General features: G+C 58.6%; 13 protein-coding genes and 1 tRNA gene. 9 read left to right on the top strand and 5 right to left on the bottom strand.

Going from position 1 to position 11630, the window contains the following annotated elements; translation table 11 throughout:
* Positions 1-18 precede the first annotated feature (18 nt).
* Together mutY and mutM are read right to left on the bottom strand one after the other, a co-directional pair.
* Positions 19-1044, bottom strand: coding sequence for an A/G-specific adenine glycosylase (mutY, locus tag B472_RS04895; protein ID WP_026039326.1), 1026 nt, complete (start codon positions 1042-1044; stop codon positions 19-21).
* The gene (mutM, locus tag B472_RS04890) at positions 1044-1859 is read right to left on the bottom strand and encodes a bifunctional DNA-formamidopyrimidine glycosylase/DNA-(apurinic or apyrimidinic site) lyase (RefSeq protein ID WP_019425846.1); all 816 of its coding nucleotides are present in this window, start codon (positions 1857-1859) and stop codon (positions 1044-1046) included. The genes mutY and mutM overlap by 1 nt, the downstream gene beginning before the upstream one ends.
* 70 nt (positions 1860-1929) lie before the next feature.
* Between mutM and B472_RS04885 the strand changes: the two genes are divergently transcribed.
* From B472_RS04885 to pth, 7 genes are all read left to right on the top strand, one after another.
* On the top strand, positions 1930-3663 hold the full coding sequence (locus B472_RS04885; RefSeq protein WP_040505804.1) for a tetratricopeptide repeat protein: 1734 nt from the start codon (positions 1930-1932) through the stop codon (positions 3661-3663).
* A 40-nt stretch (positions 3664-3703) separates the two neighbouring features.
* Complete coding sequence (locus B472_RS04880) at positions 3704-4192, top strand: lipoprotein insertase outer membrane protein LolB (RefSeq protein WP_081504920.1); 489 nt, start codon at positions 3704-3706, stop codon at positions 4190-4192.
* A gap of 28 nt (positions 4193-4220) precedes the next feature.
* Positions 4221-5066 (top strand): 4-(cytidine 5'-diphospho)-2-C-methyl-D-erythritol kinase, encoded by an 846-nt coding sequence (ispE, locus tag B472_RS04875; RefSeq protein ID WP_019425843.1) that lies wholly within the window; start codon positions 4221-4223, stop codon positions 5064-5066.
* Between the two features lie 32 nt (positions 5067-5098).
* Positions 5099-5175: transfer RNA gene (locus B472_RS04870), tRNA-Gln, on the top strand.
* 41 nt (positions 5176-5216) lie between these two features.
* Positions 5217-6194: a ribose-phosphate diphosphokinase gene (locus tag B472_RS04865; protein ID WP_019425842.1), complete on the top strand. Its 978-nt coding sequence runs from the start codon at positions 5217-5219 to the stop codon at positions 6192-6194.
* A 99-nt stretch (positions 6195-6293) separates the two neighbouring features.
* A complete protein-coding gene (locus B472_RS04860; protein ID WP_019425841.1) occupies positions 6294-6920 on the top strand; it encodes a 50S ribosomal protein L25/general stress protein Ctc in 627 nt (208 codons plus the stop codon).
* Positions 6921-7034: 114 nt separating this feature from the next.
* A complete protein-coding gene (gene pth, locus B472_RS04855; protein ID WP_019425840.1) occupies positions 7035-7679 on the top strand; it encodes an aminoacyl-tRNA hydrolase in 645 nt (214 codons plus the stop codon).
* Between the two features lie 10 nt (positions 7680-7689).
* Here pth and B472_RS04850 read toward each other — a convergent pair whose 3' ends face one another.
* Complete coding sequence (locus B472_RS04850) at positions 7690-7938, bottom strand: YfhL family 4Fe-4S dicluster ferredoxin (protein ID WP_019425839.1); 249 nt, start codon at positions 7936-7938, stop codon at positions 7690-7692.
* Between the two features lie 148 nt (positions 7939-8086).
* Between B472_RS04850 and B472_RS04845 the strand changes: the two genes are divergently transcribed.
* On the top strand, positions 8087-8941 hold the full coding sequence (locus tag B472_RS04845) for a 3',5'-nucleoside bisphosphate phosphatase (RefSeq protein WP_019425838.1): 855 nt from the start codon (positions 8087-8089) through the stop codon (positions 8939-8941).
* 55 nt (positions 8942-8996) lie between these two features.
* Positions 8997-9620: an L-threonylcarbamoyladenylate synthase gene (locus tag B472_RS04840; RefSeq protein WP_019425837.1), complete on the top strand. Its 624-nt coding sequence runs from the start codon at positions 8997-8999 to the stop codon at positions 9618-9620.
* 11 nt (positions 9621-9631) lie between these two features.
* Here the strand turns inward: B472_RS04840 and B472_RS04835 are convergent, their stop codons facing one another.
* Both B472_RS04835 and B472_RS04830 read right to left on the bottom strand, forming a co-directional pair.
* Complete coding sequence (locus B472_RS04835) at positions 9632-10222, bottom strand: DUF3501 family protein (protein WP_019425836.1); 591 nt, start codon at positions 10220-10222, stop codon at positions 9632-9634.
* Between the two features lie 11 nt (positions 10223-10233).
* Positions 10234-11583 carry a (Fe-S)-binding protein gene (locus B472_RS04830; protein ID WP_019425835.1) on the bottom strand — a complete coding sequence of 450 codons (1350 nt, stop codon included), beginning with the start codon at positions 11581-11583 and terminating at the stop codon, positions 10234-10236.
* Between the last annotated feature and the right edge of the window lie 47 nt (positions 11584-11630).

Below are 11630 nucleotides of genomic sequence, written 5' to 3'. Positions count from 1 at the left end.
TCGCTTGTTGGGCCTGGATCAAGACATCAACAAGGTCCGGACAGGCGCTGGCAAGCCCATCGCAGGCCAAGCGTCTGCATCGACCCACTGCCCCTCGCAAGCGGGGGCTGACTGAGCGCAGCCGTGCAACCTCACCGGGTGCAAATGCAAATCGCGGTGCGTCAGCACATGCTTCCAGGGCGTGATGTATTGCGGCGCTGTGCCTTGCGGCCAAGCGGCCAGCACCTCCAACTCAGACTCAAACACCGGCAAGCTGAACAAGCCAGCCCAAATGCCTGATTCTGGCCTTTTTTGCAGCCACACTTGGCCCTGTGCGTTGACTGCCCACAGCAGCCACAGCGTGGCGCTGCTGCGTTTGAGTTTGCGGGTTTTGACGGGATAGGCCAGCGGCTCGCCCTGAGCCTGCGCCTGACACACAGTAATGACCGGACAAGCCTCGCACTGCGCTTTGCGCGGCAAACACACGGTGGCCCCCAAGTCCATCAAGGCCTGGGTGTAGCGCGGCATGTCGGCCGCTTGCGCGGGCAACAGGTCTTCGGCCAGCGCCCAAAGGGCTTTTTCGTTTTTAGAAACCGCCAGATCCGCGCCATAGCCCAGCACACGGGTCAACACACGCTTGACATTCCCGTCCAGAATTGCAGAACGCTCGCCAAAGCAAAAGGCTGCAACAGCGGCGGCGGTGGACCGGCCAATGCCCGGCAGGGTTTGCAATTCTTCGGCACGGCGCGGAAAGGCTCCGCCAAAACGCCCCATCACCTCTTGAGCGCACTTGTGCAGGTTGCGGGCACGGCTGTAATAGCCCAGGCCGCTCCACAGGGCCAGCACATCGTCTTGCGGCGCGGCCGCCAGAGCAGCCACATCAGGAAAGCGCCCCAAAAACCGAGGAAAGTAGTCCAGCACGGTGCTCACCTGCGTTTGCTGCAGCATGATCTCGGACAACCAGACGCGGTAAGGGTCCTGGGTGTTTTGCCAAGGCAGGCTTTGGCGGCCGTGCAAGCGCTGCCACGCCACCATGCGGCGGGCAAAACCTTCGGGCAAAGTCATCACGGTTTCTGGCATGAAGAGCAGTAAAAGGTGGTGCGCTGGCCTTGCAGCATGGACTGGATGGGGTTAGCGCATACGCGGCAGGGCTGGCCCGCACGTCCGTAAACCGCTGCCTCAAGCTGAAAGTAGCCGGTGCGCCCTTCGGCGTTCACAAAATCTTTCAGCGAACTGCCGCCCTGTTCGACAGCACGGGTCAACACCTGAACGATGGCCGCATGCAGCCTGGCCACCCGGGGCTTGGACAAACGCGACGCTTTGGTCGTGGGGCGTATGCCCGCCATGAACAAGGCTTCTGACGCGTAAATATTGCCCACACCCACCACCTCGTTGCCCGCCAGCAAAACCTGCTTGATGGCCGACTGGCGTTTTTTAAGGGCCACGGCAAAGGTGCCCACATCGAACTGAGCGCTCAAGGGCTCCACCCCCAAACGGCCCAACAACTTTTGCGCTTGGGGAGCGTCTTCACTTGGTGCCCAGACCACGGCGCCAAATCGTCGCGGGTCGTGCAATCGCAACACGCCCCGATCGGTCACCAGGTCCATGTGGTCGTGCGGCCCGGCTTCAGGCTGGGTAGGGGCAAAGTTCAAACTGCCCGACATGCCCAAATGCACCAAGAGCAGGCCTTGCTCCAGGTCCAGCAGCAGGTATTTGCCGCGCCGCCGAACACCCCAAATTTGCTGCCCCACCAAGCTGGCAGCGGCCACACCCAAGGGCCAGCGCAGGGGCTTGCCCATCTGGAGCGCCAAGATATGGGCCGATGCGATGCGGTCTGCAAAACTGCGGCGGGTGACTTCAACTTCGGGGAGTTCAGGCATGGGCTCTGGTGCAAAAAGGGACAAGGGCCGCGCAGCTTTTGGCGGCAGATGCGTGGATTATGATGAAGGCATGAAATCTTGGTTCCGACTTGCGTTGATGGTTCTTTGCGTGCAAAGCGCATGGGCTCAAGCCGTCACGCCATCTGCTGCCCCCCAAGACCGGCCTGCGGCTCAAAAATCCGGGCTGGATGCCATGCTTTTTTACCAACTCTTGTTGGGCGAAATGAACGTCAGAGGGGGCGCTCCCGGCAGTGGCTTCTCCATCATTTTGGACGCCGCACGCAAAACCCGAGACCCTTTGGTGTTCCAACGGGCCGTGGATGTTGCTCTTCAGTCGCGCTCGGGCGATGCTGCGCTTCAAGCCGCACAAGCTTGGAAAAGCGCTCTCCCCGAGTCTTCGGAAGCCAACCGTTACCTGTTGCAAATATTGTTGGCTTTGAACCGCTTGGATGAAGCCGGACAAGCTTTGACCGTATCGATACGTGAGTTGCCTGCCGATGAGAGAAATACAGCCATCGCGTCGATTCCGAGGGTTTTCTCACGCGTTCAAGACAAAAAACTGGCCGCTGATGCGGTCGAAAAAGCCCTCCAAACCGCCTTGAAACAAGCCCCCACAGCGGCCTCGGCATGGACCACGGTGGGCAGGATGAGGCGCGAGGCCGGCCAATTGGCTCTGGCCGTTGAAGCCACCCGCCAAGCCTTGCTGGCCGATGCCACGGCCTCCGGCCCCTTGATCTTGGCCCTGAGTTTGGTTGGCGCCGCACCGACTGAATTGACCCCCTTGATCACCCGCGCCATGCAAGGCCCGGTGCCACCCGAGCTTCGCCTTGGGTTTGCCCGCCTGCTCATTGGCCAACTCTCATACACCCAGGCGTTGGAGCAGCTTCAAAAAATCAACACCGAGCAGCCTGAATTTGCCGATGCGTGGTGGGTACACGGCCTGCTTTTGCTTGAAACAGGACAATGGGCATTGGCCGAGCAAAAACTGACGCAACATGTGGCGCTGGCCTCTGTTGCTCCCGACAAATCAGCCACTGCAGGACTCACCGAGTCTTTGATGGGATTGGCTCAAATTGCCCAACGCAAAGGTCAATGGACACAGGCCCAACAATGGTTGGCGCAAGTGCCTGCCGATGCCGACCCCATCAAACTGGCCAGCCGACAAGCAGATTTGCTGTCAAAACAGGGCCGACTGGACGAAGCCCGCCTGACTTTGGAGCGGATCAGAGCCAACACCCCAGAGCTGGCCATCAAAAAAGCCTTGGTGCAATCGCAATGGCTGCGCGAGAACAATCAAGCCGCCAACGCATACACCTTGGTCAAGCAAACCTTAGCCCAACACCCTCAAAACACAGAATTGATGTCCGAGTTGGCCATGGTCTGTGAAAAGCTCAAACGCTATGACGAGATGGAAAGTTTGCTGCGCGACATCATGAAGCGAAAACCCGATGATCCACATGCCTTCAACGCCTTGGGTTATTCACTCGCTGATCGAAACATTCGCCTGCCCGAAGCCCGCTTGCTGATCACGCAAGCGCTCCAACTGGCGCCCAACGATGCCTACATTCAGGACAGTTTGGGCTGGGTGGCGTTCCGGCAAGGCCAGCTGGCGGAAGCCCTGCAACTGCTTCAGATGGCCTACAAAGCCAAGCCCGACGCAGAAATAGCCGCCCATTTGGGTGAGGTGCTGTGGGTCATGGGCCAACGCGATGCGGCGGCGGTCATTTGGCGCGAAGGTTTGCTGCTCAAATCCGACAACGACACCTTGAACGAAACGCTCAAGCGCTTCCAGTTCAAACCATGAGTGACTTGATGACCCACACGGCTTTTGAGTGGCCCGCCGCATGACCTTACAGGTTTTACGCCGTTGGAGCCTTTGCGCATGGCTTGTGCTTTTGACGGCCTGTGCCACCCCACAACCCCAAGTTTCAACGCCTGGCGCTGATTGGTCTGGTCGCTTGGCCATTCAAGTGCTCAAAGAGCCACCTGAATCCTTGAGTGCCGGCTTTGAGCTGCAGGGCTCGGCCCAATCGGGGCAGATGGTTTTGCTCAGCCCGATTGGCACGACCTTGGCTCGCCTTCAATGGAGGCCCGAGTTTGCCCGCCTTGAACAAGGCGGGCAGCAGATCGACAGCACCAGCCTGCAACACCTGGCCAAAGGGCTCACTGGCACAGAACTGCCCATCACAGCCATGTTTGAATGGATGGCAGGCCGACCCGCCGATGCGGTCGGTTGGCAAGTTGACCTGTCGCAGCACGCCCAAGGCCGCATCACCGCAGAGCGGCGTTTGCCCGCGCCAGCCACGGTTTTGCGCATTGCATTGGACCGCTGATCGGTTCAAAACAGAGATCACCCGTTCTATGAAAACGCTGCACGATGTGCCGGCCCCGGCCAAACTGAATTTGTTTTTGCACATCACCGGGCGCAGACCCGATGGCTACCACCTTCTCCAGTCTGTTTTCATGCTCATCGACTGGTGCGACACGCTGCATTTCGAAAAGCGTGCAGGTGGCACCATCAGCCGAGAAGACCTCACCGTGGCTTTGCCTGCGCAAGACCTGATCACCCGAGCAGCCAGCTTGTTGCAGCAACGCACCGGCTGCGCCGATGGCGTGCACATCGCCGTCGACAAACAAATTCCAGCCCAAGCAGGCATGGGCGGCGGCTCGTCCGACGCAGCAAGCTGCTTGTTGGCACTCAATCGCCTCTGGAATCTGAATTTGAACCTGGCAACTTTAGAGAAATTGGGCCTGGAGCTGGGTGCCGATGTGCCTTTTTTCCTGCGTGGACGCAATGCTTGGGTCGAGGGTGTGGGTGAAAAAATCACCCCCATTGACCTCCCACCCGCTGATTTTTGGGTCATCAAACCGCCCGAAGGCATCAATACCGCTGAAATTTTTGCGCATCCTGGCCTGAAACGCGACACAAACGCTGCTACAATTTCGGTCTTTGCTGCAAACCCATATGACTTTGGTCAAAATGATTTGCAGCCTGTTGCTCAGGCTCTTTGCACAGGCGTTACACAGGCACTCCAAGTGCTCCATACCGCTGGTTTGAACGCTAGAATGACGGGCTCTGGCAGTGCTGTGTTTGCGCCTTGTGTCGCAAACACCCTCGAAATATCGGTACCCGATGGATTTCTGGCACGCTACTGCAGCAATATGGAGTCTCACCCTTTATTGGGGTGGGCATCCAGCGAAAGTTGATCGGTCGGCTGCCTTTGGCAGTCAACCCGTGTAGGGGAGTCGCCAAGTTGGTTAAGGCACCGGATTTTGATTCCGGCATTCGAAGGTTCGAGTCCTTCTTCCCCTGCCAAATACGTTCAAACGTACAGGCCCTTTTATCTGATCGCTGGAATGCACATGCAGCCTGCTTCACTCCCCCCCGAATTCATGCTGTTCACCGGCAATGCCAACCCGGTTTTGGCCGCCGAAATCGCCAAGCATCTGGGCACGCAGCTCGGCGCGGTCGATGTGGGCCGTTTCTCTGACGGTGAAGTCACCGTCGAACTCAAGCAAAACGTCCGTGCCCGTGAAGTGTTTGTGGTGCAGTCCACTTGCGCCCCGACCAACGAAAATCTGATGGAACTGCTGATCATGGTCGATGCGCTCAAACGCGCCTCGGCTGGCCGCATCAGCGCCGTCATCCCCTATTTTGGTTACGCCCGGCAGGACCGCCGTCCCCGTTCAACCCGCGTGCCCATTTCGGCCAAAGTCGTGGCCAACATGCTGCAGGCTGTGGGTGTGGATCGCGTGCTGACCATGGACTTGCACGCAGACCAAATTCAGGGTTTCTTCGACATTCCGGTTGACAACATTTACGCGTCGCCCGTTTTGTTGGGTGACCTGCGCCAGCAAAACTACGACGACTTGATCGTTGTGTCGCCCGATGTGGGTGGTGTGGTGCGTGCCCGTGCCCTGGCCAAACAGCTCGGCTGCGACCTGGCCATCATCGACAAACGCCGCCCCAAAGCCAACGTGTCTGAAGTTATGCACGTCATTGGCGAGATCGATGGGCGCAACTGCGTGATCATGGACGACATGATCGACACCGCTGGCACACTGGTCAAGGCCGCCGAAGTGCTCAAAGAGCGCGGCGCCAAAAAAGTTTACGCCTATTGCACACACCCGATTTTTTCGGGGCCAGCCATCGACCGCATCGCCAAGGGCGAGGCCCTCGATGAAGTCGTGGTCACCAACACCATCCCGCTGACGGCCGAAGCCGCAGCGTGTTCCAAGATTCGCCAACTCTCTGTGGCTCCGCTGATCGCAGAAACGATCCATCGGATTGCGCACGGTGAGTCGGTGATGAGCCTGTTCTCCGATCAAACCTGATCGGGAAGAGGCCAATAGCCGCCAGCCGTCCTTGAGGACTGGCTGGCTTTTTTGAGTCAGGGTCGCACTGGTCGCGGTGGACCCTAGAAGGAGAAATGTATGAAATTTGTCGCTTTTGAGCGCGCTAAGCAGGGTACGGGTGCGAGCCGCCGTCTCCGCAATTCTGGTCGCACACCTGGCATCGTTTACGGTTCCACTTCGGCCCCCCAACTGATCGAGCTGGACCACAACGCTTTGTGGCATGCCCTGAAAAAGGAAACCTTTCACGCTTCGATCCTGGACATGGAATTGAATGGTCAGTCCAGCAAAGTCTTGCTGCGTGACTACCAAATGCACCCCTACAAGCAGTTGGTGCAACACATCGACTTCCAGCGTGTCGATGCCAACACCACTTTGCACATGAAAGTGCCATTGCACTACAGTGGCCAAGACGAGTCCGAAGCCGTCAAGACCGACAAGTGCACGATCACCCACGTGGCCACTGAAATCGAAGTCGCTTGCCTGCCCGCCAACCTGCCCGAATTCATCGCGGTGGATTTGAAAGGCTTGACTCTGGGCAAATCCCTGCACCTGAACGACATCACTTTGCCTGCTGGCTGCAAAGCCATCACGCACGGCAAGAAGAACCCGGTCCTCGTGTCCGTGGTGGCGCCTGTCGAAGAAGTGGTCGCAGCCCCTGTGGCAGCCCCTGTGGACGCCAAAGGCAAGGGCAAAGGCAAGAAGTAATCTTCTCGCTGGGGGCCTTCAGGCCCTGCGCTTCCAAGGCCCGCGCAAGCGGGCCTTTTGCATGGTGCCCATGCTGCGCAAGGGCTCAGTCAGCACCACGGATAATCAAGCCCCATGATCAAACTGCTAGTCGGCCTGGGCAACCCGGGCAACGAATACGAAGACACCCGCCACAATGCCGGTTTTTGGTGGATAGACGCGGTGGCCCGAGAGCTCAAAGTGTCTCTGGTGCCCGAGCGCAGCTACCACGGCCTGGTGGCTCGCACCACCGTGAACGGCCAAAATTTGTGGCTGCTGGAACCCCAGACCTATATGAACCTGTCGGGCAAGTCGGTCAGCGCACTGGCCCGGTTCTTCAAAATTCAGCCCCAAGAGATTTTGGTGGCGCACGATGAGCTCGACATCGTGCCCGGCGAGGCCAAGCTCAAACTCGGCGGCAGCCATGCTGGGCACAACGGCCTGCGCGACATCCATGCCCAACTGGGAACGGCCGACTATTGGCGACTGCGCATTGGCGTAGGCCATCCCGGCGACAAAGCCGAGGTCGTCAGCTGGGTGCTGAAGAAGCCCATGCTGGAACACCGCAAAGCTATCGACGACAGCATTTTCCGGGCATTGACCGCTTTGCCTTTGCTCTTGGCGGGCGACATGGAAAAAGCCATGGTCAAAATCCACACCAGCAAACCCCCTAGGCCCAAACCGCCCAAGCCCCCCAAAGCGGCGCCGAGCCCCACGAGCGAACCCGACGCTCAGGGCTGAGCCTGGCGCCTCACTGCGCTTGCAGGCGGCGGTATTTGGCCCAAAGAGACTCTTGGTTTTCGATGTGCTGCGGATTGACAGGGATGCAAGCCACGGGGCAGACCTGCACGCACTGAGGTTCATCAAAATGACCCACGCACTCGGTGCATTTGGACGGGTTGATTTCGTAAATTTCTTCGCCCAAATAAATCGCTTCGTTGGGGCATTCGGGTTCACACACATCGCAGTTGATGCATTCGTCGGTGATCATCAATGCCATGGTTGGAGCTCCGCAAAATTCTGCAAGGGGGTCATGGGTGAATTATCGGCCACAGGCTTCAGCCTGAGCAATTGCAGGGCTGTTGGCCACCCTGTCAGGGGATCACAAGACCCCACAACCCGCTCCTGAACCAGCGCCTGCGCCTAAAATGAGCCCCATGATCAACGCCGACCTGCACTGCCATTCCGTCATGTCCGACGGCACCCTCACACCCGAGGCCTTGGCCGAACGTGCCAAAGCCAACGGCGTCGAACTCTGGGCTCTGACCGACCACGACGAAGTCGCCGGTCAAGAACGGGCCATGGCCGCAGCCAAAGCTCTGGGCTTGCCTTACCTGACGGGCACCGAGATCTCGGTCACCTTCGCCCACCAAACGGTGCACATTGTGGGCTTGGGGTTTGACGCCCACAACAGCGCCTTGGTGGCTGGCTTGCGTCGCACGCGGGGTGGACGCAGTGAACGGGCCCAGGAAATGTCAGATGGCTTGGCCAAAGTTGGCATCCTGAACGCCTACGAGGGCGCCTTGCAATATGTGGGCAACCCTGAGCTGATTTCTCGCACGCACTTTGCTCGGCACTTGGTAGAGACCGGGGTGTGCAGCGACACCTCAGAGGTGTTTCGCAAATTCCTCACCGAAGGCAAACCCGGTTACGTGCCGCACCGCTGGGCACGCTTGCAAGAAGCCGTGCAGTGGATCAGTGACGCCGGTGGTGTTGCGGTCATTGCCCATCCCGCCCGCTACGGCTTCACCCCCAATGAAGAATACGCTTTGTTCAGTGAATTCAAAGCCCACGGCGGGCGTGGTGTGGAGGTCATCACTGGCAGCCACTCCTCGCCAGAGGCGGTGCGCTATGCCGAGACCGCTCTGGAGTTCGAGTTGGCCGCCTCACGCGGCAGCGACTTTCACAGCCCCGACGAAAGCCGGATCGACTTGGGCACCCTGCCCTATTTGCCAGGCCAATTGACCCCTGTTTGGGAATTGCTCACCGACCGAATTCAGTGAGACTCCAGCTCACAGGCTTGAGCCCCAGCGTGCAATGATCTGAGTTCAGCAAGCCATGGCCCAATTTTTCTCAGTTCATCCGGACAATCCGCAAACCCGGCTGCTCAAGCAGGCGGTGCAGTTGCTCCAGCAGGGCCGGGTATTGGCGGTGCCTACCGATTCCAGTTATGCGCTGGTGTGCCACCTGGACGACAAAAGTGCAGCAGACCAACTGCGCCGCATTCGGGCCATCGACGACAAACACCACTTGACACTGCTGTGCCGCGACCTGAGTGAGCTGGCCAACTACGCGCGGGTGGACAACCAGCAGTTTCGTGCCATCAAGCAGGCCACACCCGGGCCCTTCACCTTCATTTTGGAAGCCACCAAGGAAGTGCCGCGTCGCCTGAGTCACCCTCAGCGAAAAACCATTGGCCTGCGCGTGCCTGAACACAAAGTGCTGCAAGAGTTGCTGAGCTTGCACGGCGCACCTATGCTGGCCACCACCTTGATCTTGCCCGGGGAGGACACGCCGCTGAATGACCCCGAAGACATTCGCGAGCGGCTGGAGCACCAGGTGGGCGCGGTCATCGATGCGGGTGCATGCTCACTCGAGCCCACCACCGTGATCGACATGAGTGGCAGCGAGCCCGAAGTGCTGCGCCGTGGTCGTGGCGACCCGGCGCTGCTGGGCCTCTAAAGCCCAAGGCCTTACTTCAAATCCCCTGCCAAGCTGGCCAAGGTGTCTGGAGACATGTCGATGTGAGAGGGGTAATGGGTGTGGTCACAACCCATCTTGACGCCAGCGCCAGCCTTCACAGCCGCACACATGGCGGGCTTGAGCTCGAAACGCACGAAATGCACCGCCGAGGTTTTCTCTTCGGTCTCGCGGTCCAGGTCTTCGTCGGCAATCGCGTAGACGCGGGCATGGCCTTCTACCTCGACAAACATGCGGTCTTCCACACCAATCAGCTTGGCCAGCTCGCGCTTGCGTTCGTTGATGTCGGTGTATTCGATCATCATGGTGGCTTTCCAGTTGCTGCCGTCCGGCACCAATGGGGCGTAGGCCTCGATCTCTTGCAGGATGCCTTCTTCTTCGAAGACCTTTTCAATGCGCAGCATCTCCTGAATTTGATAGCGGATCGTGGTTTCGCTCTCAAACTGCATGTTGATGTGTTCGCCCAGCTGCACGCTGCGCAGCTTGCGGTGAGCGATCACCTCGGGCTTATGGACCTTGCGCCACTTGGTGTAGGCCTCCAAAGACATCAGGGTCTCGGGCGTGATTTTTCCAGTCAGTTGCATGGCAGTGTTCCTTATTTGAGACCGTAGGCTTTGCGCACCAGGGTCAGAGGGTGGTTCAATTCTGGAGCGCCCAGACCGTTGACCTCAAAGCCCTGGGCAATGTGGTGGCCACCCAGCGGGCAGTCCGAACTAATGTAGTCAGGCTTGGAGCCATCCTTCATGGTGGCCATGGCTTTGAACACAGGTTTGCCAATCTTCATCGCCACCTCGTGTGAGCCTTTTTTGACGCCGTAGGTACCGGCGTGGCCCGAGCAACGCTCGATGGTGTTGATCTCGGTGTCCGGGATCATCTTGAGCATTTCTTCGGTCTTCTTGCCGATGTTTTGCACCCGGCCATGGCAAGGAATCTGGTAACTCACATTGCCCAGCTTTTGCGGGAACTCGGTCTTGAGCAAGCCATCGCGCTTGCGGGCCATGAAGTACTCAAACGGATCCCACATGGCGTCTTTGACCAACTGGGTGTCGGCGCAATCGGGGAACATCAGCGGAATCTCTTGCTTGAACATGAGCGCGCAACTGGGCACCGCCGCCATGATGGCGTAGCCGTCTTTGGCGTACTTGGCCAGCACCGGGATGTTGGCTTCCTTGGCGTCCTTGACCGAGTCCAAATCGCCCAGCTCCAGCTTGGGCATGCCGCAGCACTGTTCTTTCTCGACCAGCACATAAGGAATGGCGTTGTGGTCAAGGATCTTCAGCAGGTCGTGGCCAATACCGGGTTCGTTGTAGTTGATGTAGCAAGTCGAGTAGATCGCCACTTTGCCAGGGGTCTTCTCTCCGTCCACCACTTTCACCGACTGGGCATCCGGGGCGCTGGAGCGGAATTTTTTCGTCGCCAAGGAAGGCAACCAAGCGTTTTTGTCCACGCCCACCACGCTCTCCATGATGCTGCGTGCCGCTTCGGTCTTGTTGATGGCATTGACCGCCTGCACCACGATGGGGATGCCCGCGAAAGAACCGTGGGTGTCGGTGGAAGCCAAAAACTTTTCAGCCGCGCCCACTTCGCCTTTTTTGAACTTGATGGCCTTGGCCCGCAGCATGGTGTGCGGAAAGTCCAGGTTCCACTCGTGAGGTGGTGTGTAGGGGCACTTGGTCATGTAGCACAGGTCGCACATGAAGCACTGGTCCACCACTTTCCAGTAATCCTTCTTGTCCACGCCATCGACTTCCATGGTGCTGCTCTCGTCCACCAGGTCAAACAAGGTGGGAAAAGAGCCACACAAGCTCACGCAGCGTCTGCAGCCATGGCAGATGTCAAAAATGCGCTCCAACTCGTCAAAGCACTTTTCTTCGTTGTAGAAGTCAGGGGTTTCCCAAGCCAGCGCGTGACGGGTGGGGGCTTCGAGGTTGCCTTCTTTGGCCATGTTGTGCTCCTTCGGAATTCTTTATGAGGTTTTTCTGAAGACTCTGC

The organism is Limnohabitans sp. Rim28 (assembly GCF_000293865.2).
In the GTDB taxonomy this organism is placed as follows: Bacteria; Pseudomonadota; Gammaproteobacteria; order Burkholderiales; family Burkholderiaceae_C; genus Limnohabitans_A.
The sequence above is the reverse complement of the archived record's forward strand: the minus strand, read 5'-3'. Positions and strand labels throughout refer to the sequence as shown.